Annotated in this window: 19 protein-coding genes; 13 read left to right on the plus strand and 6 right to left on the minus strand. The window is 60.3% G+C overall.

The features are described 5' to 3' along the window. Positions 1 to 150: 150 nt before the first annotated feature. Positions 151 to 2613: an ABC transporter permease gene (locus ACPOL_RS26650; RefSeq protein ID WP_114209740.1), complete on the plus strand. Its 2463-nt coding sequence runs from the start codon at positions 151 to 153 to the stop codon at positions 2611 to 2613. A gap of 146 nt (positions 2614 to 2759) precedes the next feature. On the opposite strand, the gene ACPOL_RS26655 is transcribed toward ACPOL_RS26650, so the two are convergent. Continuing rightward, on the minus strand, positions 2760 to 4304 hold the full coding sequence (locus ACPOL_RS26655; RefSeq protein ID WP_114209741.1) for an Hsp70 family protein: 1545 nt from the start codon (positions 4302 to 4304) through the stop codon (positions 2760 to 2762). 415 nt (positions 4305 to 4719) lie between these two features. On the opposite strand from ACPOL_RS26655, the gene ACPOL_RS26660 reads away from it, so the two are divergent. The 3 genes from ACPOL_RS26660 to ACPOL_RS26670 are packed head-to-tail and all read left to right on the plus strand — an operon-like array spanning position 4720 to position 7829. Further along, a complete protein-coding gene (locus tag ACPOL_RS26660; RefSeq protein WP_114209742.1) occupies positions 4720 to 6075 on the plus strand; it encodes an FG-GAP-like repeat-containing protein in 1356 nt (451 codons plus the stop codon). 3 nt (positions 6076 to 6078) lie between these two features. Beyond that, entirely contained in the window at positions 6079 to 6321 is a 243-nt protein-coding gene (locus ACPOL_RS26665; RefSeq protein ID WP_161557582.1) for an FG-GAP repeat domain-containing protein, read from the plus strand. Further along, positions 6318 to 7829, plus strand: a complete 1512-nt coding sequence (locus ACPOL_RS26670) for an Ig-like domain repeat protein (RefSeq protein WP_114209744.1) — start codon at positions 6318 to 6320, stop codon at positions 7827 to 7829. The genes ACPOL_RS26665 and ACPOL_RS26670 overlap by 4 nt, the downstream gene beginning before the upstream one ends. Before the next feature lie 67 nt (positions 7830 to 7896). Here the strand turns inward: ACPOL_RS26670 and ACPOL_RS26675 are convergent, their stop codons facing one another. Then, entirely contained in the window at positions 7897 to 8877 is a 981-nt protein-coding gene (locus ACPOL_RS26675; RefSeq protein ID WP_201758975.1) for a bifunctional enoyl-CoA hydratase/phosphate acetyltransferase, read from the minus strand. A gap of 156 nt (positions 8878 to 9033) precedes the next feature. On the opposite strand from ACPOL_RS26675, the gene ACPOL_RS26680 reads away from it, so the two are divergent. Next, entirely contained in the window at positions 9034 to 10104 is a 1071-nt protein-coding gene (locus ACPOL_RS26680; protein ID WP_114209746.1) for an aldo/keto reductase, read from the plus strand. 181 nt (positions 10105 to 10285) lie between these two features. On the opposite strand, the gene hypF is transcribed toward ACPOL_RS26680, so the two are convergent. Then, the gene (gene hypF, locus ACPOL_RS26685) at positions 10286 to 12694 is read right to left on the minus strand and encodes a carbamoyltransferase HypF (protein ID WP_114209747.1); all 2409 of its coding nucleotides are present in this window, start codon (positions 12692 to 12694) and stop codon (positions 10286 to 10288) included. A 171-nt stretch (positions 12695 to 12865) separates the two neighbouring features. On the opposite strand from hypF, the gene ACPOL_RS26690 reads away from it, so the two are divergent. The 6 genes from ACPOL_RS26690 to ACPOL_RS26715 are packed head-to-tail and all read left to right on the plus strand — an operon-like array spanning position 12866 to position 18283. Then, positions 12866 to 13366 (plus strand): NAD(P)H-dependent oxidoreductase subunit E, encoded by a 501-nt coding sequence (locus ACPOL_RS26690; RefSeq protein ID WP_201758976.1) that lies wholly within the window; start codon positions 12866 to 12868, stop codon positions 13364 to 13366. 10 nt (positions 13367 to 13376) lie between these two features. Next, on the plus strand, positions 13377 to 15011 hold the full coding sequence (locus ACPOL_RS26695; RefSeq protein WP_275066497.1) for a NuoF family protein: 1635 nt from the start codon (positions 13377 to 13379) through the stop codon (positions 15009 to 15011). Next, on the plus strand, positions 15008 to 15721 hold the full coding sequence (gene hoxU, locus ACPOL_RS26700) for a bidirectional hydrogenase complex protein HoxU (protein WP_114209750.1): 714 nt from the start codon (positions 15008 to 15010) through the stop codon (positions 15719 to 15721). The genes ACPOL_RS26695 and hoxU overlap by 4 nt, the downstream gene beginning before the upstream one ends. Beyond that, positions 15718 to 16251 (plus strand): NADH-quinone oxidoreductase subunit B family protein, encoded by a 534-nt coding sequence (locus tag ACPOL_RS26705; RefSeq protein ID WP_114209751.1) that lies wholly within the window; start codon positions 15718 to 15720, stop codon positions 16249 to 16251. Before hoxU ends, ACPOL_RS26705 begins: the two co-directional genes overlap by 4 nt. 11 nt (positions 16252 to 16262) lie before the next feature. Further along, the gene (locus ACPOL_RS26710) at positions 16263 to 17684 is read left to right on the plus strand and encodes a Ni/Fe hydrogenase subunit alpha (RefSeq protein WP_114209752.1); all 1422 of its coding nucleotides are present in this window, start codon (positions 16263 to 16265) and stop codon (positions 17682 to 17684) included. Continuing rightward, on the plus strand, positions 17681 to 18283 hold the full coding sequence (locus ACPOL_RS26715) for a hydrogenase maturation protease (RefSeq protein WP_114209753.1): 603 nt from the start codon (positions 17681 to 17683) through the stop codon (positions 18281 to 18283). Before ACPOL_RS26710 ends, ACPOL_RS26715 begins: the two co-directional genes overlap by 4 nt. A 30-nt stretch (positions 18284 to 18313) precedes the next feature. Here the strand turns inward: ACPOL_RS26715 and ACPOL_RS26720 are convergent, their stop codons facing one another. Genes ACPOL_RS26720 through nifJ form a run of 3 tightly spaced genes read right to left on the minus strand, consistent with a single transcriptional unit; the run spans position 18314 to position 24145 of the window. After that, positions 18314 to 19411, minus strand: a complete 1098-nt coding sequence (locus ACPOL_RS26720; RefSeq protein ID WP_114209754.1) for a glycoside hydrolase family 88/105 protein — start codon at positions 19409 to 19411, stop codon at positions 18314 to 18316. A gap of 56 nt (positions 19412 to 19467) precedes the next feature. Next, positions 19468 to 20487 (minus strand): dihydroorotate dehydrogenase-like protein, encoded by a 1020-nt coding sequence (locus tag ACPOL_RS26725; RefSeq protein ID WP_114209755.1) that lies wholly within the window; start codon positions 20485 to 20487, stop codon positions 19468 to 19470. Position 20488: 1 nt separating this feature from the next. Continuing rightward, positions 20489 to 24145 carry a pyruvate:ferredoxin (flavodoxin) oxidoreductase gene (gene nifJ / locus ACPOL_RS26730; protein ID WP_114209756.1) on the minus strand — a complete coding sequence of 1219 codons (3657 nt, stop codon included), beginning with the start codon at positions 24143 to 24145 and terminating at the stop codon, positions 20489 to 20491. A gap of 221 nt (positions 24146 to 24366) precedes the next feature. Here nifJ and ACPOL_RS26735 point away from each other — a divergent pair, with 221 nt between their 5' ends. Further along, positions 24367 to 24702 carry a YciI family protein gene (locus ACPOL_RS26735; RefSeq protein WP_114209757.1) on the plus strand — a complete coding sequence of 112 codons (336 nt, stop codon included), beginning with the start codon at positions 24367 to 24369 and terminating at the stop codon, positions 24700 to 24702. Positions 24703 to 24788: 86 nt separating this feature from the next. Continuing rightward, positions 24789 to 25361 (plus strand): DinB family protein, encoded by a 573-nt coding sequence (locus ACPOL_RS26740; protein ID WP_161557583.1) that lies wholly within the window; start codon positions 24789 to 24791, stop codon positions 25359 to 25361. Positions 25362 to 25395: the final 34 nt, after the last annotated feature.

Genomic DNA, 25395 nt, shown 5'->3' on the forward strand with positions numbered 1-25395 from the left:
CGTCCACTTGTGGACACATAGCTAGCGGGCCCGGACGGATTCTCGCCGGGGTACTCCGCTTGAAATTCGTAAGCAATTTTGAATCCTTCACTTAGCAATACCCACCTTTGGCCACTCTCGTGCTCCACTTTCCTGGAGTATGGAGAAATCATGAACGACCTGATCCATCATCTGCGGTTCGCCATTCGCCAGCTACGCCGCAACCTCGGATTTTCGCTGACGGCCATCTTGACCCTCGCGATCGGCATTGGCGCCACCACCGCCATCTTCTCTATCTTCTATGCGGTCCTGCTCCGTCCGCTTCCCTTCCCCGAACCGGAACGGCTGGCCAAGGTCAGCGTCCTGGCCTTCCCGGCCAACTCCGAACCGCAAGCCGTCGGCGCGCCCGATGATGTCTCCTATCCCGATTTCTTTGACTGGCGTACACAGAGCCATAGCTTTGAGGCGCTGGCCTCCTATCACGAGTTGAATGCGCCGGCGAGTCCCAACGGCTCCGCCCGCATGGTTTCCGGGCTCGCGGTTTCGTCCGACTTCTTCCAGGTGCTGGGCATACATCCTGAGATCGGCCGCGAATTCACTCGAGAGGAAGAGAAGGCTGGGAACCGGAGCGTCATCCTCAGCCACGAATTCTGGACGTCGGACTTCAACGCCGCACCAGACATCGTGGGCCACTCGGTGAGGATCTATGATGAACCGTACACCGTGATCGGGGTGATGCCGAAGGCCTTCAGCTTCCCCATCGAATCCCCCTCGCCAAGCTTTTGGATGACCCCGGCGCGGGATGCGGAGGGTGACGGCCCGTCGACAACGCAACGTGGATGGATGCAGCTCTCGGTGATCGGCCGGCTTAGACGCGGGGTAAGCCTGGACCAGGCGCAAGCCGAGATGACCGCCATTCAAGCGGGTTTGGCGGAGCAGTATCCAACCGACGACCTGAACAATCGCGCCGCCCAAGTGGTTTCTGAGGCGGAGACTGTGGCAGGCGATGCCCGTCCCGCGATGCGGATCCTGTTTGCCGCAGTCTCGGCCCTACTGCTGATTGCGTGCGCCAACGTGGCCGGCCTCTTGCTCGCCCGCGGCTCTGCACGCCAGCCGGAACTTGCGGTGCGGGCGGCGCTTGGCGCCAGCCAGAGCGAGATTGCCTTGCAATTGCTCACGGAATCGCTCTTGCTCGCTCTGCTTGGCGGGGCCGCGGGAACAGCGCTCGCCATCCTCATGCTGAAAGGGCTGCTGCATTTCATCCCTACCGGAGTTCCTCGCGTCGGCGACGCTTCGATCGATGGCATCGTGCTGGCCTTTGCGCTCGGGGTGTCGCTGCTCACCGGCGTTCTCTTTGGCCTGCTCCCCGCCCGGCGTCTCTCTCGCCTCGATCCAGCGCTCGCGCTGCGCGATGGAACTCGCACCTCAACCAGCGGGCGCAAGCAACATCGGCTGCACTCCGGGCTGGTAGTGGTTGAGACTGCGCTCGGGCTGGTGCTGTTGGTGGGTGCCGGGTTGCTGATCCGCAGCTTCCTTCACATCCTCTCCGTCGATCCGGGTTTCCGTCCCGATAATGTCTTGACCTTCCGGGTCGGCTTGTCCCCGAAGCGTTATAAACAAGACGCGGATTCCCTCAACTTCTACCGGCAGCTGTTGACGAAATTGCAGGCGCTGCCGGGGGTCGAGTCGACGACGGCCGGCTTTCCGCTCCCGCTCAGCGGCAGCAACATCAACATCAGCTTCGATATCGAGGGGCGCCCCCATGCGCCAGGAGACTCGCCGGACGCACAGGTAAGCATCGTCGAGCCGTCCTTCTTCCACACTCTCGGCATTCCAATCCTGAAGGGGCGCTCGTTCTCTGACGCCGAAGACCAGCCCAAGGGCAGGCCGGTGGTGATCGTGAACCAGGCATTTGCGCGCAAGTTCTTTCCCGGCGAGGAGGCCCTAGGCAAACGAATCCAGCCGGGGTTGACCGGCGACGACGGGAAGAAACCAATGCGGGAGATCATCGCCATCACGGCGGACGTGAAGCGCTCCGGCTTGACCGACGAGGTGCGACCGGAATATTACGTTCCCTATGCGCCCGCGAACATCACTACACCCTACTTCGCTCTTCGCGTAAAAGGTAGGCCGATGGACTTCGTGAACTCAGCGCGGCTCGCAGTGGCGTCGCTTGACAAGGACGCCCCTATCTATCGAATTCACGCCTTCGACGAGTTGCTCGCGCTCAATACCGCGCAGTCCTGCTTTCAAACAATGCTCTTGGCTGCCTTCGCGGCGATCGCGCTGCTGCTCGCCGGGATCGGTCTCTATGCCGTGCTTTCCTATATGGTGGTGCAGCGAACTCACGAACTGGGTTTGCGCATGGCGCTCGGGGCGCAGCGCCAGAATGTGGTGAAGTTGATCCTGAACCGCGGCATGGTGCTGGCACTGCTTGGCGTCGGAGTCGGCTTAATCGTGTCCGCCGGACTAACGCGTTTTCTGAAGAGCCTGCTCTATGAGGTGAAGCCGCTCGATGCAGTCACCCTCTTTGTCGTGGTAGCCGTGCTCTTGCTGGTATCGGCAACCGCAAGCCTTATTCCCGCGATTCGGGCGGCAAACCTTGATCCGATGGAGACGCTACGAGACCAGTGACGACCCAAAGGGTTCCATTTATGCACTGTTGGTTTGAGTGGGGATCGCTAAATTCAGGAGAGCAAACAGCCGCCGTTCAAGGCCAGATTTGAGGAACCCAGCCCTACCTAAGCCACCGAGAAGGATGTTTTCGGGTATCTACAGCATCACCTCTTCCCGTTGGACTCGTTGCCGTTTGACCAGGAGCCAATGCGGTATTCGCGCACATAGCCGGTGGATTCGGTCGAGACAGTCACCTGGAGGTTGCCGCTGGCGTCGCAGGTGTAATCTTCCTTGACCATAAACCCCTGTGGAGCGGCAAAACGCTCTACCGTCTGAGCGGCAAGGTCCGTCTCCCGCTGCAGATGACGATCGAAGGGGAAGAGGATCTCATCCCACTTGGTAATTTCGCCGGTCGGCTGGCCTTCGGGATCCAGGTGGGTGCATTCCAGGTAGCGGAAGTGGCCGATATTGTGGGCGGGCTGATAAGCGCGCATGCGGTGCAACGGGGGCTCGCCGGGAGACGGCAGTTTGGCGCCGCGCGGGAAGATGAGGTCGAAGGTTATATTGCGGCCGTCGTCGGACTCGCGCCACAGGCCAAAGTTTTCAGTGAACTGCTCGTTCAACCGCTCCGCCTGGGTGCTGGCGCGGATGGCCAGGCCGACGGCGCTGGCGGAGCGCATGTAGGCGGAGCGCTTGACCCGGCGGCCGAAGGTTTCTTTCAAGACGCGGGCGACCGGTGGAAGCTCCGATCCGCCTCCGGTCACATAGAGGGTGTCGAGCGGGTATTGCGGCTGGCTCTCGAGCAGATCCTCGACTACCTTGCGGGTAGATTCAATCAAAGGGCGGCAACGTTCGTAATAAACATCGACAGGAACCGTCACCTCTGGCCAGCCGGGACGAGCCCGTTCGAGATCGATGGTGAGCTTGCGGGTGTTGGGATTCAGCGACTCCTTCTTCTCGCGGCATTCTTCGAGAAGCTGATGCAGCTCAAACGAAGTGAGTGAGCTTGCGGGAGTTCCGGAGAGTTCGAGTGCCAGATTGGCGAGGATGGTGTCGAAGTCTTCCCCGCCAAGATTCGGTATTCCATCCGACGCGATGACGGTGTGTTCCGTCTCGCCGACGGCAACGAGTGAGATGTCGAAGGTGCCGCCGCCAAGGTCGTAGACGGCAAGCCCGCTGTTTCCCCGGCCCTTACGCTCGCCGCTGTTGCGATGAGCGAATTCGAGCGCGGCCGCGGTGGGCTCATTCAGCAGGCCGAGCACTTCGAATCCGGCGATGCGGGCTGCCTCTTCGGTCAGGAAGCGCTGGTTGCTGTTGGCGTTGGCAGGAACTCCGAGCATGGCTTCGAGGACATCGTCCGGCGGAACGCCGAGGTTGGAGCGCTCGCGCAGTTCTCGATGTAGTGCGGCCATGGTCTCTTCCAGCAGCAGCTTCAGCGGCAGGTGCTGCCCATCTATTTCAATCTGAGTATGAGGTCCGGCACTGCGGAGCGAACGCTTCAGCGAGCGAAGGACACTCCACTCCGGTTCATTCTGGCGGGCAACGGCTTCCCAGCCATAGAGCCGCATCTCGCCTTGAACGGCGACCGTAGGAGGAAACCAGTCACGAACTTCGCCATCCGGCGTTTCGAAATTGACTAAGGGGAAGTTGCCGCGATCGGAAGCCGCCACCACAATGCGGGTGGTTCCGAAGTCGATACCTATTTTCATGTCACTTCTAGTTTAGCGTGGGTCACTAAGCCCTGCCCCGTTTGCCATTCGACCCGAAGCCGCACGACAGCCAGCATTGGAGATTGGCATGCGCCAGCATCGCGGACCGTGCAGGCTGACGCGCCGTGAACTCTGCACTCAGCTTCTTCCGCAAGACCTATGCATGAACACGTCGGTGTGAAGGCTTCCCTCCGAATCCCAAGCCCGAAACAACAGTTGCAATTGAATTGGTTTCGGGAGATCTAAATCAAATTTCTGGAGTAATCTTAACCCGGTAACTTTAATTAGAGTGGCATAGAGTGCGCATGCCACCTTGCGCTACGTTGCACTTATGTTGTCGCTGCCTTCTGTCACAGTTTCCCCCTAAACAGCCTAGCCACCGGACCATCGCCTCTCCAGGAGGACAGGAGGAATTGTGAACACCTGCCTTTCATGCACTCGAAGAGGTGCTCTCCTTGCTGGACAACTCCGTCTGCACCTCTTGCCGGTTTTGTGCGTCTTTTTGCTTGCGCCTGGGATTCGCGGCTCCGCCGCGGCCGGCACCGCGACGACGTTGGCGGTTACCTCGGGCGGAAGCGCGACAACCACGGTAGCTGCTGGCAGCGCGATCACCTTGACCGCCAAGGTCACTTCCGGAGCAATGGCGCTGACTACGGGTCAGGTGAACTTCTGCGACGCCAGCGTCCCCTATTGCACGGACATCCATTCGCTGGGAACGGCACAACTGACGAGCGCCGGAACGGCAATAATGAGGCTCATTCCCGGGATCGGCAGCCATAGCTACAAGGTGGTTTTTTCGGGAACGATTGCTTATTCGACGAGCTCCTCAGCTGCATCTTCGCTGGCGGTGACCTTTGCAGGACCATATACCTCGGCCACAACGTTCACATCGAGCGGCAATCCAGGTGGCTACACCCTGACCGCCTCCGTGGTCGGTTCCCCCCGGAGCGCCACGGTTGCGCCGACCGGGGTGATTTCGTTCCTCAACACCACCAGCAACAACCAGGTGGTCACGACCGCAACGCTGACACCAAGTGCACAGCCGTTGAGCTACAGCATGCCCGATCCCGGAGTCTACATTCTCAATCCCTCCGCGATGGTTACCGGGGACTTCAACGAAGACGGGAAGCCGGATCTTCTTCTGAGCGGCATTGATTCTAATTTTCAATCGAGTGGTTTCGCTATGGCGCTGGGGAACGGGGACGGGACATTCACCCACTCTACCGTCGCGAACATCACCGAGAACGAGACTGTTATGGCGGTGGGCGATTTCAATCAGGACGGACACCTGGATGTGGCTGCCCTGGGATCGTCGGGACTCACCATACTGCTGGGCAACGGCGACGGGACATTTAACAATAACGCGATTGTGGTCACGCCATCGGTCCCGGAGTATGCGCTCTGGGTTGCGGGAGATTTCAGTGGCGACGGCATCCTCGATCTGGCTTACACGAATATCCCGCTCCCGGGGGTGACGGTTTTGCTGGGCAACGGGGACGGAACGTTCGCCGCCCCCATCACGGGAACAACCGCTCCTGCCGATGGCGCCCTTGTGACTGGAGACTTCAATGGAGACGGCAAACTCGATCTTGCTTTGAGCAGTCCCGCAAATGGTACGATCACAGTTCTACTCGGCCAGGGGAACGGAACGTTTGTCGCCGCCGCTCCGGTCAGTCTCGTTAATGCCGATCCGATCGTGACCGGTGACTTCAATGGGGACGGGAAGCTGGATCTGGCTGCGGCTAGCTCAGATCAGACCCTTACACTTTAAATTGTGACAGTGTTTCTCGGCAATGGCGATGGGACTTTTACTCCATTACCGGCGACGATTCCCAGTAACACTGGAGGACGCCCGATTGCGGTCGGAGACTTCAACGGCGACGGCAAAGCCGACCTGGTTCTCTCGAACGATGATACTGAAGGCCAATACGACCTTGCCACTGAAACAGTTCTGCTCGGCAAGGGGACGGAACCTTTTCCGTCGGCTCGGTTTCCGGCCTTGTCCCCGCGAGAGTGAATTTACTCGCAATAGCCGACTTCAACGGAGACGGCCTTTCCGATATTGCTGTTAGTAGTGACTATGATGCAGAAGGGCCGGATGTTTTAATTGGGCAACTGTTTCCCGCTACGGCTACGGCCAGCAACGTTTCCGTGGCAGGCACGGGAACACAGCAGGTCACGGCGAGCTATCTGGGCGATAGCACCTACGGCGCGAGCGCCTCCAGCGCTGCAGCCCTGTACGGGACGCCGAGTGCGGCGATCACCTTTGTGGTTCCAAACCATACCTATGGCGACCCGCCATTTACCGTCTCAGCGACCTCGACCTCAACAGGGGCGTTCACCTATTCGGTGCTAAGCGGGCCGGCAACCCTAACGGGTTCGACCGTCACTATTACGGGGGCCGGCATGGTTGTGATGCAGGCTTCGCAGGCCGCAGCGGAGGGCTACGCGGCCGCCACGCAGAGGGCGTCGCTGACCGTAGCCTCCGCCCCGCTTACCGTCATTGCCAACAATCTGGCGCGCGTCTTTGGAGCGTCCAATCCTACCTTCACCGGATCCGTGACCGGCGCGGTCAATGGGGATACGTTCACTGAAACCTTCTCCACCACCGCGACGATCAGCAGCATTGTGGGAAGCTATCCTATCGTGCCGTCGGTCACCGGCGCCAATCTCGCCGACTACACGGTAAACTCCACAAATGGCACTCTCGCCGTGTCGCAGGCGGGAACCGCAACGACCTTCGCGCTTTCGAATGGCAACACGAGCCTGACCGCTACAGTGGCCTCGTTGACCAGCGGGATCCCCACTGGAACCGTCGCCTTCTACGAAGGCCAGATGGAAGTCGGCAGCGGCACCCTCGCGAATGGAACCGCGTCTTATACCGCGAGCGCCTTGCCCTCGGGCGATGTGGTGGTGAGCGCCCAATACAGTGGCGACGCAAATTTCACCCAATCGGCATCGCCTCCCATTCTGGTGTTGTCGGTGGTTCCCGCGAACACATCGGTGACCGTAGCGAACGCCGGCAGCGTGGTGGACCAGGTGAACCTCACTCCGGCCCCTGGCTATACGGGCACAGTACAGCTCTCGTGCAGCGGCCTGCCGCAGAACTCGTCCTGCGACTTCCAACCGGCCTCGGTTGCCTTCACCGGTAGCACCAGCTCGAGCAGTGCTTCGTTGACCATTCAGACAGGAGTCAGCAGCAGCGCGGCGGTGCAACATCCGCATTCGGACGGCCGGGAAGGTCCAGCCGGCACACTGGCAGCGGTCTTCTGGGCACCTGGTCTTTTCCTGGCAACTTTCGTGCGGCGCAGGCGCAGCGTCCGCACTCGTGCCGGTAAGCTTCTTGTGCTGGCCTTCCTGCTTTGCGGCATGGGCGCGGCGTTGGGCGGATGCGGCGGCGGGTCCTCCTCCACCAATCCCGCTCCTACGATGCAAACTCCCGCCGGGACCTATACGGTTCAGCTAGTGACTTCAGGACCAGGCGGCTTTTCACAGACCGCGAGCCTGAATCTCACCGTTCAGTAAGCACGGTCAGCAGCCCGCTAGTGCTTCCTTACCGAAACAAGCGGCAACTGGGTTGGACAAAGCCGCCCTACAGCCAGCATTGGAGATTGGCATGCACCAGCATCGCGGCCACGGCGCAGGAGGCGACTCGGGATTCGGGCAAGTCGGCGCGGCTGGTAAGAATGATCGGCACCTTGGCTCCGAGAACGATGCCGGCCAGATTGGCTCCTCCTAGATATTCAAGCTGCTTGGCTAACATGTTGCCGGACTCCAGATCAGGGACGAGCAGAATATCGGCTTCTCCGGCAACCGGGGATTTCAGGTGCTTCACCAGCGCGGCTTCTTTGCTGACGGCGGTGTCGAAGGCGAGCGGTCCGTCGAGAATGGCCCCGGTAATCTGGCCGCGGTCGGCCATCTTGCAGAGGGCCGCGGCGTCGAGCGTCGAGACGATCTTAGGATTCACGGTCTCGATGGCCGACATGATCGCTACCTTGGGCGTGGCAATTCCGAGGACGTGCGCCAGGTCGATCGCATTCTGCACGATGTCGATTTTGTCTTCAAGGGTGGGATAGATGTTGATGGCCGCATCAGTAATCAGCAAGGCGCGATCGTAGAGCGGCACTTCAAGGATGAAGACATGGCTGATGCGGCGGGAGCTCCGCAGTCCGCCTTCCTTCTGTAGAACGTAGCGCATGAGGACGTCGGTGTGGAGGCTTCCCTTCATCAACGATTTGGTGACTCCGGTTCGACATAGCTCGGTGCTCTTGATCGCTGCTTCCTGTTCCGTGAGTACGTCGACGATTTCATGAGCATCGAGGTCGAGATGGAGACGATCGGCAATGATCTTGATTTCGCGCCGGGCGCCGATGAGCACGGGATCGATCAGACCGGCGGCAGCGGCCTCAAAGGCGCCGGCGAGGGCGACATCGCTGCATGGCCAGCAAACCGCGACGGGGATAGGCTCGCGCTTCTGGCAATCCTCGATCAGCGCGCTGAAGAGCGCCGGAGAAAGCGATTCGGGACGGTGCGACTTAGATCCGAAAATCGAGCCTGGCAGGAAGGTGTTCATGCTGTCTCCTTGGAACGATGGTGTCAGCATACTCCGCGGGCCGCTGTGATTGCGGTCACAAGAGAATGGATTCGTCGATCAAGTGAAGGCCATCGAGCATTCTGGCGGTAGAATAGGCGCGTAGCAAAATCGAATTCATACCGAGGTTCGATCGCAATGAAGCAGGCTAGCTCTCCCGACCGGCGCAGGTTCTTAAAGACGAGCGGCGCAGTTGCCGCGGGACTCCTTACCCAGAGCGCGATCGCCTCGCCTGCCGCGACAATCGCTCTGCCTGCGCTGCCGGCGAATGCCCGCACCCCGGCCGCCATGCCTACCAGGAACCTGGGGAAGACCGGCTACAAAGTTGGCATCTTCAGCCTGGGCGGCCAGGCATCGCTTGAAAAGCCCAATAACTTCGACGTTGCCTTGCCGATTATCAACCGCGCCCTCGATCTCGGGGTGAACTATCTCGACACCTCGTCCATCTATGGCGGCCCGGAGCGGTGGAGCGAACAGTATGTCGGCCGGGTGATGAAGACCCGCCGGCAAGAGGCCTTCCTTGCGACCAAAACCAAGGAGCGCACCCGCGATGGCTCGCTTCGCATGATCGAGAAGTCTCTCCAACTGCTGAATACCGACCACGTGGATCTTTGGCAGCTTCATGACATTGGGTTGCCTGAGGATGTGGAGGCGATCTTCGCCAAGGGCGGCGCCATGGAAGCGCTTACGGAAATGCAGGACCAAAAAGTGGTCCGGTTTTTGGGAGTTACCGGGCACTATCGTCCTGAGGCGCTGATTGATGCCGTGAATCGTCATCCTTTCGACACCATTTTGATGGCTCTCAATGCGGCCGATTCGCACATTCACAGCTTTACCGATGAGTTGCTGCCGGTGGTCGTCGAGAAGCAGATGGGAATTATCGGCATGAAGGTACCGACGCGAGGAAGATTGCTGGCGGGCTGGACTCCACCGCCGCTTGCACAGCAGCAGCATTCGTGGGAAGGGTCAGCGATCGCGACCCAGACCGGCGTGATGAAGATGAAGGACGCCATGAATTTCACGCTTTCGCACCCGGTCAGTACAGTGATCGTTGGCTGTGACAATATCGCGCAACTGGAAGAAAACGTGGAGATTGCTAGAGATTTCACGCCACTATCCAAGGCACAAATGGCGACGCTGAACGAACTGGCTGGTCCGGTGGCGAAGCAGTCGCTGTTCTTCCGCTTCACCGATCGCAGCAAGGGATGAGGAAAGGTTTTTCTCCTAGATCCAAACCGGTTGTTCATGGGTGACGGCAATCACTGCCTCCATTTTACGGGGGCGCTACATTGTAGGGAATGAAGCTGTAGTCAGGGAGCTTCAACCGTGGCAAGTGACGCAAATAGATCTTGCCAGCGCCGATAGGTAGCGCGGCTAAAAGCAGAGAAGCTCAGGGGGCGAGAGATTTCGCATCCTGGGCTTCTTTGCTTTCGCTTGCCATCTGCGCGGCAGCAATGACCGCTTGCCCGTAGCTGAGGCCGCCGTCTCCTGGACTCACCAGCGTCGGCAGGAAGACCTCGAATCCCTTCAGCAGGAGCGTATTCCTGAGCAGATGCGCAAGCAGCTTGTTGTGCAGGACTCCGCCACTGAGACAGACTTGTTGGATACCGGTGCATTCGCGGGCTTGGATGGCGAGTCCACAGTAGGCGTTCGCCACGCCGCGATGGAAGCGATGGCTCATAACGGCGGGCCGTTCGTTTCTCCGTACGTCAGCGAGCAGCTTACGAAACAATGGCGCTGGGTCGAGCTGCCACGGCTTTGAGGCTTCGTCCGCGGTCCCCCATCTCTGTGAGCCGGGCAAGATGTCGACGGAATACGGGATGCCTGGAGAAGCATCGATGGCGGCGCCCTCGAGTTCCATGGCGCCCTGGGCTTCATAGTCGACCCTGCGCCGGCCGAGAATCAACGCTGCTGCTGCATCGAAGAGGCGTCCGCAGCTGGAGGTCAGCGGGCTTTGAAGGCGGCGCGCGATCATGCGCTCGAGGAGCCGCGCTTCCTGCAGCTTGATACCGAGCAGGTCGAGCGTTGCCGGCTCGAAGACCTGCTCGCCGCTAGCAGCGAGCAGGTGACTGAAGGCCATACGCCACGGCTCGCGGATGGCCGCCTCCGAGCCGGGCATCGCGACGTACTTCAGATGGCCGAAGCGTTCGTAGCTCAAGTAAGAAGCGATCAGCACTTCCCCGCCCCAGATATGACCATCCGCGCCATAGCCGGTGCCGTCGAGGGCAATGCCGATGACGCTGCCGGAGAGGTTGTGTTCAGCCATGCAGGCCGCGATATGGGCATGGTGATGCTGGACGCCGATACGGGGCAGGCTCTGGCGGTGCGCCCATTGCGTCGACAAATAGCCGGGATGCAAGTCGTGGACGATGGTCGCCGGTTCAATTTCAAAGGTGCGCTTGAGATGGTCCAGGGCCTGCTCGAAAAACTCCAATCCACTGGGACTTTCGAGGTCGCCGAGGTGCTGGCTTAGATATGCTTCTCTGCCTAAAGCGAGACAGAAGGTGTTCTTCAAATGGCCGCCAACCGCAAGCAAAGGCGGTGCGTTGAATGGCAGAGGGATGGGCAGCGGAACGAATCCGCGCGCGCGCCGAAGAAGCTGTGGCGACTCTTCGACCAGTTGGACCACGGAGTCGTCGCAGCGCTGCAGAATTTCTCGATCGTGCATCAGAAAAGCATCGGCGATCAAACCCAGACGGGTGACGGCTTCAAGATTGTCGATGGCGATCGGTTCGTCGCTGAGGTTCGCGCTGGTCATCACCAGTGCTTCGATCATGCCGCTGGCAAAAAACAGATGATGGAGCGGCGTGTAGGGAAGAAAGACGCCGAGCCACGGAAGTCTGGGAGCGATTGAAGGGGCCAAGCGTACAGGGTTGCGGGTTTTCAGCAGAACGATAGGTCGTTCGACTCGGAGGAGCAGGTCCCTCTCCGCTTCGCCGAGCACAGCATATCTCTCCGCGTCAGAGACATTCTTAAGCATAACGGCGAAGGGCTTGCCGTGGCGGCGTTTGCGCTCGCGCAGCAATCGTACTGCCTCCTCGTTGGTCGCATCGACAGCAAGATGGAAGCCGCCAATTCCTTTGATGGCGACAATCTGGCCGTCTTTCAGGCGTTGAATGGTCTCGGCAATCGGGTCTCCCGTGGCAATCGCCGTCCCGTCTGGAGTGGTGAGCCAGAGGCGCGGCCCGCAGTTCCAGCAGGCATTCGGCTGCGCGTGAAAGCGGCGGTTGGATGGGTCATCGTATTCAGCCCGGCATTGCACGCACATCAGGTAGTTCGCCATCGAAGTCTGGGGACGGTCGTAGGGGATGCGACGGGTGATGGTGAAGCGCGGCCCGCAGTTGGTGCAGTTCGTGAACGGATATCCATACCGGCGATCGGCGGGATTGAAGATCTCGCGGAAGCAGTCGTCGCAGGTAGCGGCATCTGCAGGGATTTGCGTGGCCACCCGGCCGCGGACATCGCTCAACGTGATGCGGAAGTTCTGGTCGCCGATCAGCGCCATTTCTGATGCGGCAATGGCGGAGATATGCGCGAGTGGAGGCGCCTCCATGGGCAGCCGACGCAGAAATGCTTCAATTGCGGAGACCGGGCCTTCCACCTCGATGGTGACGCCACTTGAGTCGTTGAAGACGCTGCCGGTGAGGTGTTCCTCTAGTGCGAGCCGATAGATGTAGGGCCGAAACCCGACTCCCTGGACGACGCCATTCACCAGGATCCGGCGTCGAACCTTAGCCGGATTCGCCTCTGGTAGAGAGACCGACTCCAGTTCTGCCGAGTTTCGCTGCGCGTGGGTCATGGCGCCTCCCCTTCAGAGTAGACGCGAAGCTCTCCGCGTGACGAGCACTGTCACCAACTCCTGGGCGCCGGTCCGCATCGGGAGTGATGGCCATCACCGACGTGTCCTCGTTTCTCGAAGTACAAAGGAGCTGTCCAATCTTCGGACAAACGCCGCAGCGCCGGAGGAACCTTGCCAGTCTACCCAATGCCCCCGCTTCCGTCGGATGACAAACGCTGGAAGATCGTCAACGGGACGATGCGCCGCCACGGCTACGAGCGCAATGCTCTGATCGAGACCCTGCATACCGTCCAGTCTTCCTTCGGGTGCCTGGATGACAACGCAATCCGGTTTGTGGCCCGGGCGCTGCATGTGCCTTTAAGCCAGGCCTTTGGGGTGGCGACTTTTTACAACCACTTCAGCATGAAGCCGCCGGGCAAGCATACCTGCACCATTTGTATTGGAACTGCCTGCTATATCAAAGGCGCCGACCGGCTGCTGGCCGCGGCGGAAAAGCTGTTGCAAATCAAGCCCGGCAAAACAACGCAGGACGGCAATGTTTCCTTAATGACGGCCCGGTGCGTAGGCGCCTGCGGCCGCGCCCCAGTGATGCTTGTGGATGAAGAACTTGTAGGACTTGTGGAACCTGTGCGGATGCTGGAGCAGCTGGAAAGTTGGACTTCCCATGACTAGCGAAGAACTGTTGCAGATCGCCGAGACAGTCAATGCCGAGCATGGGAAGTTCGACCATGAGGTGAATGTATGTGTCGCATTGGGTTGCCTTTCGCAGCATAGCGATCAACTCAAAGATGCCTTGACCAAGGAAGCGGCCGCGTCGGGCAAGCGCTGCCGGGTTCGCCAGACGGGTTGCATGGGGCTCTGCGCGGCTGGTCCGCTGGTGCTGGTCGAGCCGTCTGAGACCCTCTATGGCGGCGTACGCGCCGAAGACGCCAAGGAGTTAATCGACAGCCTCGGGGAGCAGCCGGTCGAGCGGCTCGCCGTTCACCGGGAGAACTACTTCGAACGGCAACAACACATCGTGCTCGAAAACTCCGGGTACATCGATCCGGAAAAAATCGACGAGTACATCGGCCGCGACGGATATCGGGCGCTCGTGAAGGTGCTGACGGAGATGACGCCGGCGGTGGTGATCGAGCAAATCTCAGCGAGCGGACTGCGCGGCCGCGGAGGCGGAGGCTATCCGACCGGCCTGAAATGGAGCACGGTCGCCAAATCTACCGGCGCCCAGAAGTATGTGATCTGCAATGCCGACGAGGGCGATCCCGGAGCGTTCATGGACCGGAGCGTGCTCGAGAGCGACCCGCAGCGGGTCATCGAAGGCATGGCGATTGCCGCCTATGCAGTTGGAGCCACCAAGGGATACATTTACGTCCGAGCAGAGTATCCGCTTGCCGTCAGCCGCCTGACGGTGTCGCTTCGCGAGGCCCGGCGGCGCGGCTTTCTGGGGACAAATATCTGCGGCACGGCGTTTGCCTTCGACATCGAAATCCGTCTCGGCGCGGGCGCGTTTGTATGCGGTGAGGAGACGGCGCTCATCGCCTCGATCGAAGGACTGCGCGGCCAGCCGCGGCCGCGGCCGCCCTATCCCGCCATGTCGGGACTGTTCGGCTCGCCCACGCTGATCAACAACGTCGAGACCTTCGCCAATGTGCCGCCGATCCTTCGCAACGGCGCTGACTGGTACTCGAGCATAGGCGCTGACAAGAGCAAGGGGACCAAGGTCTTCGCCTTAACCGGCAGGATCGCCAACACCGGACTGATCGAGGTGCCAATGGGCATGACCCTGCGCGAGATCGTCTTCGACATCGGCGGCGGCGTCCCCAACGGAGGCAAGTTCAAGGCGGTGCAAACTGGCGGCCCTTCCGGCGGCTGCATTCCCGAGGAGCACCTCGACCTGCCGGTGACCTACGATGCGCTGATCGGCGTGGGTTCGATGATGGGATCGGGCGGCATGATCGTGATGGACGACACCTCCTGCATGGTCAACGTGGCGAGGTTCTTCGTGGAGTTCTGCATGACCGAGTCTTGCGGCAAGTGCATCCCCTGCCGGGCGGGCACGGTGCAGATGTTCCAGCTCCTCACCAAAATCTGCGATGGGGTCGCCACCCACGCCGACCTCGATCTGCTGGTCGACTTGTGCGACGTGATCAAGAACACCAGCCTATGCGGACTGGGCATGACTGCGCCGAATCCGGTGCTGAGCACGCTGCGCTACTTCAAACACGAATACCTGGAGCACATCGAGCAGAAGCATTGCCGCGCCGGGGTGTGCGCTTGCGGCAGCAGAGTGATGGCCGGGGAAGAGGTGACTGCATGACCGTAGCCGCGGATGTCAAGACACTCGTCATCGATGGAAAGCACGTGAGCGCCGGCGGCGATCAGACGGTGCTTGAGGTGGCGCGCGAGAACAATATCTTCATCCCGACGCTCTGCCACCTCGACGGCCTCTCCGACGTAGGCGCATGCCGGTTGTGCCTGGTCGAAGTGAAGAACTCGAATAAGTTGACACCGGCCTGCATGCTCCGCGTGGAAGAAGGCATGGAGGTCACGACCACCTCCGAACGGCTGCGCCACTACCGGCAGACCATCCTTGAGCTGTTGTTTGCCGAACGCAACCACGTCTGTTCGGTCTGCGTCGCCAATGGAAACTGCGAGCTCCAATCTCTCGCGCAATCGCAGGGTCTGACCCATGTGCGGCTTCCCTATCGCAATCCGAAGCTCGACGTCGACGCCTCGCATGAGCGGTTCGTCGCCGACCATAACCGGTGCATTCTTTGCACCCGCTGCGTGCGCGTCTGCGCCGAGGTGGAAGGCGCGCACGTTTGGGATGTGATGGGTCGAGGCGTCGATTCGATGGTCATCACCGACCTGCATCAACCCTGGGGAGAGTCAAGCTGCACCCGCTGCGGCAAGTGCGTGCAAGTCTGCCCGACCGGCGCGCTATCCGACAAAGGCAAGCTGGGCTGGGACCATCCCAAGCATCCCGAGTTCCTGACCTATCTCAACATGATGCGCGAGGCACAATGAGCAAAACCAAGTTGGCGACAGTATGGCTGGACGGCTGCTCCGGGTGCCACATGTCCTTTCTGGATATGGACGAGCGGCTGCTCGACCTTAGCAGTCAATTCGATCTCGTATTCAGCCCTTTGGTCGACTTCAAGGTCTATCCCGATTCGGTGGACGTCGCGCTCGTCGAAGGTGCGATCAGCAGCGTCGAGGACGAACGCAAGATCCACCACATTCGCGAGCACACGAAATTCCTGGTCGCGATGGGCGACTGCGCGGTCGCCGGGAATGTGCCGGCGATGCGAAACCCCTTCGGCACGGCAGCGATCTTGAAACGGGCCTACACTGAGAACGTCTCCGCACAGCCCCAAATTCCCTGCGTGATCGTTCCGGAGCTCCTGGAGAAGGTGCGGCCGGTGCATGAATTCGTCGCCGTGGATATGTATATTCCCGGCTGCCCTCCGTCGGCCGACACCTTCTTCACGGTGCTCACTGAACTGCTAGCTGGACGTACGCCGGACGTTGGGAGCCTGACCCGGTTTGGCGCCTAGGAGAAATGACGATGTCGCAGACGATCACGATCGACCCGGTAACGCGCCTCGAAGGCCATGGGAAGATTACTCTCAAGACCAACGATCAGGGCGAGGTGAGTGAAGCCTTTTTCAGCGTGACCCAGGTGCGTGGCTTCGAGAAATTCACCGAAGGCCGCCCGTTCTATGAGATGCCTGGCCTGATGGCCCGCATCTGCGGCATCTGCCCGGTCAGCCATCTGCTGGCTTCAGCCAAGGCCTGCGAGGCGATCATGTCGGTCGAGATTCCTCCGACTGCCGCGAAGCTGCGGCGTGCGCTCAATATGGCGCAAACCATCCAGTCGCACGCGCTGAGCTTCTTCTATCTGGCCTCGCCGGACCTGCTGCTGGGCATGGACTCAGACCCGGCTGAGCGGAACATCTTCGGCGTGGCAAAGGTCAATCCAGAACTTGGACGAGCGGGCATCGGCCTGCGCCGTTTTGGCCAGCACATCATCGAGCTGCTGGGAAAGAAGCGCATTCATCCCGGATGGGTGGTGCCTGGCGGGGTGACCGAGCCGCTGAGCGCGGTGAAGCGCGATGAGATCCTGGGCCTGATTCCAGAGGCCTATGCGAATATTCACCTGGCCCTGACCTGGTACAAGAAGATCGCGGAACGCTTTCGCGGGGAGGCCGAAAGCTTTGCAAATTTCCGCGGCGCCTTCCTGGGTATGGTGAGCGACGACGATGGTCTCGAGTTCACCGACGGCAAACTGCGGCTGATCGACGCGGACGGCAATGTGCTGTTAGACAACCTCGAGGCGGCGCAGTTCGACGATCACTTTGGGGAAGCGGTCGAGCCATTCTCCTACATGAAGTTTCCGTATTACAAGCCGCTCGGCTATCCCGATGGCGCTTACCGGGTTGGGCCGCTGGCCCGTCTCAACATCGCCAAACATGCGGGCACTCCGTTGGCGGATGCCGAGTTGAAGGAGTTCAAACAACTCGCGAATGGCCCCGTGCTTGGATCCTTCTATTACCATCAGGCGCGACTCATCGATATCCTCTACGGCATCGAGGTCGTTGAGCGGATCTTTACCGATCCAACGATCCTCGATACCCACGTCAGGGCGACCGCGGGAGTCAACCGGCTGGAAGGCTCCGGTGTAGCGGAGGCCCCGCGGGGTACGCTCATGCACCACTACAAAGTTGACGAAAAGGGACAGATGCTCTGGGCCAACCTGGTGATCGCCACAGGGCAAAACAATAACGCCATGAACCGCGGAGTGCTGCAAGCGGCGCAACAATACGTGAAGACCGACAAACTGGTCGACGGCATGCTGAATCGCGTAGAGGCGGTGATTCGAACCTTCGATCCCTGCCTCAGTTGCTCCACCCATGCCTTCGGCCAGATGCCGCTCATCATCGAACTGCTCGCCCCGGATGGCACAATGCTCGATGAGGTACGCCGATGATAGCTGCCGGAGTGATGCCCGGAGGATCGACCGCGGACAACGCGCGTCGCACGATGGTGTTTGCCTGTGGCAACGCCTTGCTCGGAGATGACGGAGTCGGCTGGCGGATTGGCCGAGAAATCAGCGACAATCCCCCGCGCGAAAACGTCTTTGTCGTCTGCACCCAGCAACTGTTGCCGGAACACGCGGAAGCCGTCAGCGATGCGGATCTTGCAGTATTCGTCGACTGCTCGGCGATTACCCCCGCAGGCACTGTCTCTACCACTCCCATCGAAGCCGCCGGAGCTTTGCCAGCGATCTTTACTCATCATCTCGATCCTGCCTCGCTATTGAAGCTGGCCCTCGAATTCTATGGCAAGACTCCGTCTCGGTCAGTTGCAATCACTGTCGGTGGCGAGGATTTCGCATTACGGGAAGTACCCAGCGGGAAGGTGGCCGCAGCTATCCCTGCAGCGCTGCTTGCGGTCAGGCGGGTCATCAGCGAAAGAGACTGCAGGGCCGAGCACGAGGAACCACCAACGGCAACCGGCACCCCAGGAGACATGCCTCTCTCTGATCTGCCGAGCCACGACTTCGAGTCCGATGGGCAGCTTTCCTAAACCGCTTTCCGAAACGCTTCAATGACTGCTTCACCGAAGGAGTGCATTGATCGTCCACAAGATCGGCGCCTGACCGTGGAAGTCGCCGGTGAGCCTTTTGCGCTGCAGATAGTAGTCCACGCTGTTGGTTGCGTTGGTGCCCTGACAGACATTGGTCGCGTCGTAGTTCTGGTCGATATACCCGGCGACCGCGACCCAGCCTCGACGAGCGGCTGGCCCGTAAGTCTTGGCGTCCAGCCAGCCGTGCTTCACCCCGGTAACCATGGCGAATTCGAACATGGCTGATGCCGACGTCTCCGGCCACGCCTCGTCATGGTCGATCAGCTGCCGCCACATGCCGTCTCTTCCCTGATATTTCAGCAGCGCGGCCATCATCAGCCGGTATGCCTCGAGGATGCGTGGCCGTCGAGGATGGTTCTCCGGCAGGTCGGTCAACAACTCCGTCATGCCTGCCGCGACCCAGCCGTTGCCTCTTCCCCAATAGAATGGCGTCTCCAGAGTGTGAAAAAACAGGCCGTCCGGCTGCTGCAGCTTATCGCAGTACACGCTCATCTCAAGCGCCGCGTGGTCGAGGTAAATGCGATCGCCAGTAGCTCGGTAGGCCTCCACCTGCAGGATGGTCATCATGTACATGTCATCGATCCAAAAGCGGGTTTCGATCGAGAGGCCATCGGGACGGGGCGTCTCCCACTGCCGATCGGCCCATTGTTTACCCATCGTCAAATATTTTTTGTTCCCGGTCTGCATGCCGATCTCGAGCGGCACGATGCCCAGCACGCTGAGGTCTTCACTCCGCAGCGCCGTTAATGGAACGAAGTCAGGGCCGCCGGGGAGATAAGGATCGAAACGCCGAATCAGCTCGTCCCGGAGCCCAGCGTCGTGGGTGATCGAAGCAAACGCGAGCGCGCCGTACCAGGTGTCGATCTCCGAGTAGTGCGTGGGATTGTTGTCGTACTGATGAGGGCTGGAGACAAAGCGCTCGGCGACCCGCTTCCCTATCTCCCGGGGAGAATATCCCGGCGGCCAGTCGCGAAAATAGCTGATGTCTTGAGCAGGCGCTGGGATCGACAGCAGGGCAAGCCAGGCAACGGCGAGCAGAATACGAGCGCGGTTCCTCGGTGCTTTCATCGCCACGCCATACTATACGACCCCGCGCCCAATCTCGCGGCGGGACATCGAGAGCGCTAGCGGAAGGCGGGACGCCGCAGGGTATACGAACTCAGCGTCTTAATGTAATTGCCGCGCTCGAAGGGCGACGGATCCGGGACGGCGATCCGGCTGAGCGATCCGCGCATCTGCCGGATGGACTGATATTCATGCTCGACCATCCAGCGAATCAGGTCCGCATGGATGGTGTTCAGGTGCTCGATGCCGTGGATCAAAAGGGCCGACGTCAGCATGGTCACCGACGCACCGGCCATGATTCCTTTCAAGACATCCTTGGCGTAATGCACGCCTCCGGTAATAGCCAGGTCGGCGCGGATACGCCCGTAGAGGATCGCCACCCAGTGCAGCCGGAGCAGCAACTCGTCCGACCGGCTTAGCGAAAGGTGCGGGGTAACCGTCAAGTTCTCGATATCGAAGTCGGGCTGGTAGAAGCGGTTGAAGACGACCAGGCCATTGATGCCGGCGGCATCCAGTTGCACAGCAAGGTTTGGAATGCTGGTGAACTGAGGCGAAAGCTTGACTGCGAGCGGGATGCGAATGCTATGTCGCACCTGGCGGACGAGCTCGACGAGCTGCTGCTCAACTTCGCTACCAGGAATGAGCGGATCGGTGGCCAATGAGTAGGTGTTCAGCTCAAGCGCATCGGCGCCGGCGGCCTCAACATCGCGAGCGAAGCGGACCCACCCGCCCGGAGTGGCGCCGTTGATGCTGGCGATGATTGGGATCGAGACGCTGTGCTTTACCTGGACTAGATGCTCCAGGTAATGGTCCTGATCAGCACGGTAATCGTCGAAGTCGGGCAGGTAGCTGAGCGACTCCGGAAACGAGTCGGTGCCTCGCGACAAATCCCGGTCGAGGGCGTTGCTTTCAAGGTTGAGCTGCTCTTCGAAGAGCGAGCCGAGGACGACGGCGGAAGCGCCAAAGTCCTCCATACGGCGCACGTTTAGTGTCGCTTCGGAGAGCGGATTAGAAGAAACGACCAGCGGATTCTTTAAGGGGATGCCGAGGTATTCTGTCGTGAGATCGAGCGCTTCCATGTCAGTTTTCCCTTCCCGTTCCGTTAGCCGAAGAGGCGAGGAGCGGTTCGTCTTTCTCCGCAGGCGCAATATGGGGCGTCTCACCGCGGCCGGGCATCGCCGCCCGTGCGGAGTAGACCCTCCACTGACGCTCGACGTCATCCTGCGCCTCACGCAGCAATTCTTTGGCGACATCGGGATGGCTGCGCACGAGCATCGTGTAACGCGCTTCCTGATAGGCGTAGTCTTTGAGGGGAATGCTGGGCGCCTTCGAGTCGAGCTGGAACGGGTTCTTTCCTTCGTCGCGAAGGGAGGGGTTGTAGCGCATCAGCGGCCAGTAACCCGACAGCACCGCGGCCTTCTGCTGATCGAGACCGTGGACCAGATCGTAGCCATGGGCGATGCAGTGACTGTAAGCGATGATGATCGACGGCCCATTATGCGCCTCCGCTTCCTGAAAGGCCTTGATGGTTTGCGTGTCGCTTCCGCCGAGAGCCACCCGGGCGACGTAAACCGAACCGTAGCTGACCGCTTCCATGGCGATATCTTTCTTGCTGTTCGGCTTGCCACCGGCGGCGAACTTGGCGACCGCTCCGCGCGGGGTCGACTTCGACATTTGGCCGCCGGTGTTCGAGTAGACTTCGGTGTCGAGCACCAGCACGTTGACGTTTTGGCCGGATGCCAACACATGATCCAGGCCGCCGAAGCCGATGTCGTAGGCCCAGCCGTCTCCTCCGACGATCCAGACGCTTTTGCGAACCAAGGTATCGGCGACTGCAAGCAGATTGCGAATGTCCGGCAGGTCGACGCCGGTGGAGATGGACTCCAGCAGGATCTTCATCCGTCCGACACGCTCGCGCTGTGCATTGATGCCTGCTTCGGTGGACTGGTCCGCGGACAGCACGGCGAGCCCCAGATCCTCACCCATCACCGGGAGCAGCCGGCGAACTAGTTCCTCGGCAAATGACTTTTGCTGATCGACGGCAAACCGCATGCCAAGGCCAAATTCGGCGTTGTCTTCAAAGAGTGAATTCGACCAGGTCGGACCACGGCCTTGTTGGTTCACGGTATACGGCGTTGTAGGTAGATTGCCTCCATAGATCGATGAGCAGCCGGTTGCATTCGCAATATAGAGGCGATCGCCGAAGAGCTGAGTAAGCAGCTTGATATATGGCGTCTCGCCGCATCCCGCGCACGCTCCGGAGAACTCAAAGAGCGGCTCGAGCAGCTGCACGTCCTTCACTTGCCCATGATTGATCCGGCTGCGGTCGAAGCTGGGCAGCGATTCGAAGAACTCCCAGTTCTCCTTCTCTGCGGCCCGGAGCGGCGCTTGCAGCTCCATGTTCAGCGCCTTGTGTTTGGCTTCGCTCTTGCTCTTGACCGGGCAGACCTCGACACACAGACGGCAGCCGGTGCAGTCTTCGGGAGCAACCTGCAGAGAGTAGAGCTCTTGCTCCAAACCACGCCATTTCGGTTTGGCGGTTTTGAAGGTTGGAGGGGCGCCCAAGGCTTGGGCTGGTGCGAAGACTTTGGCGCGGATCACCGCATGCGGGCACACCATCACACATTTGCCGCACTGGATGCACAGGTCTTTGTCCCATACCGGAATTTGCTGGGCGATGTTGCGCTTCTCCCACCGCGCTGTCGCCGTGGGGAATGTGCCGCCCGGAGGCAAAGCGCTCACCGGCAGAAGATCGCCGGAGCCGGCTGCGATGACTCCGAGGACATCGCGAACGAAGTGCGGAGCCGCGCCAGGGATGGCGGGAAGGATGTCGAAGGTGGCTGAGACCGTACCCGGCACATCGACTTTGTGCAGGTGAGCGAGGGCGGCGTCGACTGCATCGAAGTTCTGCTGCACCACCGCATCCCCGCGCTTGCCGTAGGTTTTCTGGATGGCCTTCTTGATCTGCTCGATCGCTTCTTCGCGGGGCAGCACGCCACTGATCGCGAAAAAGCAGGTCTGCATGATGGTGTTGATCCGGTTGCCCATCCCGGCCGCGCGAGCGACCGCATATCCATCAATCACGTAGAACTGCAGCTGCTTCTCGAGGATCGTCGCCTGCGTCTTCCTCGGCAGGTGGCTCCAGATCTCGTCTGGGCCAAAGGGTGTATTCAAGAGGAAGACCGCGTTGGGCGAGGCGGCAACCAGCACGTCCATTCTTTCGAGAAAGGAGAACTGGTGGCAGGCGACGAAGTTTGCCTTGGTGATGAGGTAGGTGGAAGTAATCGGCTCAGGTCCGAAGCGCAGGTGCGAGGTGGTAATTGAGCCCGACTTCTTGGAATCGTAGACAAAGTAGCCTTGCGCGTAGTTGTCGGTTTCGGAGCCGATGATCTTGATGGAGTTTTTGTTCGCGCCCACCGTGCCGTCGGAGCCGAGGCCGTAGAACAGAGCCCGGACCGTACGAGGATCCTCAGTCGAGAACTCCGGATCATAAGGCAGACTGGTATGGGTAACGTCGTCCTCGATGCCGATGGTGAAATGGTTCTTAGGGTTCGGCTTCTTGAGTTCATCGAAGATGCCCTTGACCATGGCGGGCGTGAACTCCTTCGATGAGAGCCCGTAGCGGCCGCCGACGATCCGCGGCTGCTCGAGGAAGTGCGACCTGCCCTCCGCGAAGGCCTCTGCGACCGCAGTGACCGTGTCCTGATACAGAGGCTCTCCGAGACTTCCCGGTTCTTTGGTGCGATCGAGGACGGCAATCGAACGCACCGTCCGCGGCAGCGAGGCCAGAAACGCCGAGCCATCGAAGGGCCGGAAGAGACGCACTTTGAGCACCCCGATTTTTTCGCCCTGAAGAGCAAGGCGGCAGATGGCTTCCTCAGCCGCGCCGGCGCTCGAACCCATCAGGATGATGACCCGCTCGGCATCGAGGGCACCCACATAGTCGAAGAGCTTATACTTGCGTCCGGTTTGCCTGGCAAAGCGGTCCATCGCATCCTGCACGATGGTCGGGGTTGCGAGATAGAAAGGATTGCAGGCCTCCCGCGCCTGGAAGAAGACGTCCGGATTCTGCGCAGTCCCGCGTAGTACCGGGCGGTCCGGGGTGAGGGCGCGTTGTCGGTGGGCGATTACATATTTGTCGTCGAGCAGCGCGCGGATATCGTCATCGCCGATCGCGAGGATCTTATTGACCTCATGCGAGGTGCGGAATCCATCGAAGAAATGCAAAAAAGGAATCCGGGATTCAAGCGAAGCGATGTGGGCGACCAACGCGAGGTCGGCCGCTTCCTGGACCGAGTTCGAGCACAGCATGGCGTAGGCGGTGCTGCGGCAGGCCATGACATCGGAGTGGTCTCCGAAAATCGACAGCGCATGGGTCGCGATCGACCGGGCGGTCACGTGCATGACCGAAGCAGTCAGTTCGCCGGCAATTTTATACATGTTGGGGATCATCAACAGCAGCCCCTGCGAGGCAGTGAAGGTTGTACCCAGCGCCCCGGCCTGCAGGGCGCCATGGAGGGCGCCAGCAGCTCCCCCTTCGCTCTGCATCTCGGCAACCATCGGAACCGAACCCCAGATATTCGGCTTGCCTTCCTCTTTCCACTGATCGGACCACTCACCCATGGGCGAAGACGGAGTGATTGGATAAATCGCGATCACCTCGGATAGGCGATAGGCAACTGAAGCCACCGCTTCATTGGCATCGAGGATCACCGTCTCTTGGGTCTTCACACTCATTCCGCCCCCCGGTCTTTGCTCGTAGCATGTCAACCGCGAGCACTGCCTTAGTGTGAGGCGTTGTCCGCAGATCAGGCTGTGACGTTCGACACACCTCACAATCCAAGTCGGCGGCCTCGCCGTCGGAACGGGGTGGCCGTCGAAGAGTGTCCTGAAATTTCTTTTGCAACTTGTCGAAAACGAGCAAAGCCGGACGTCGTTGTCATAGGAGGAAGACCACCATGCAATATCTACTGCTGATCTACGAGGACCAAAAACGGTTTGAACAGGGTTATGACGAGGGGGAGTTCGCCGAATATGGGGCGTTTGGGCAGAAACATGCTGCCGCGATCAAGGGGGGACAAGCGCTCCAACCGACGACCACGGCGCGGACCGTAAGGGTACGCGACGGCAAGGCGGTCGCCACCGACGGCCCGTTCGCCGAGACGAAGGAACAACTCGGCGGCTACTACCTCGTCGAGGCCGCCGACTCGAACGAGGCGGAGTCCATGGCAGCTGGAATTCCGGCCGCGCGGTTCGGCTCGATCGAGGTGCGGCCCATTATGGTTTTCTCTTAAAGCCCGCAAGCTGCCCGGTCGCGGCAGTCCAAGCGATGCCGCGACGAAACTCTTCTTCACAGACGCGAAGCTACATCGGAGGATCTATGTCCAGTGCTGCTGCAACTGCTGCTGTCGTTCATCCCGAACTGTCGCCCGAAGAGATCGCCGTCGCTGCCCGGTATCTCACCGAGACCCGAGAGGCGCTGATCGGGTGTGTGCATGGTTTGTCGCCTTCACAATGGGTATACAAGCAAGCCGGGGACCGCTGGTCGGTCTTAGAGATTGTCGAGCATCTCGCCCTGATTGAACCCCGGGTCCACTTCACTCTCGGCAGGATAAGCGAAGCGCCTCCGCCGCCTTCGGATTGGCACGCCAGCGAGGTTGAGGCGTTGATCCTCGCCGAAGTGCCCAAGCGGCAGCAACGGATCGATGCTCCTGAACCGATTCGGCCGACCGGTCGATGGTCGGAAGCCGAGGCCCTGCAGGAGTTTCTGCAGAATCGCAGGCGCACGATCAGACTTCTGAACTCAACCTCTCTGCGGGGCCACGTGATTCCCCACCCCATTCTCGGTCCGTGGGATGGCTATCATTGGCTGTTGGCGACTGCCGCTCATACCGCACGGCACGTGGGCCAGATAGACGAGGTGAAGGCCGACTCGAGGTTTACGCTGGCTTAAATGCGCCTCAATCCTGATGTCAGGAGAGACCTGA

It is taken from the genome of Acidisarcina polymorpha (genome assembly GCF_003330725.1).
Lineage (GTDB): Bacteria > Acidobacteriota > Terriglobia > Terriglobales > Acidobacteriaceae > Acidisarcina > Acidisarcina polymorpha.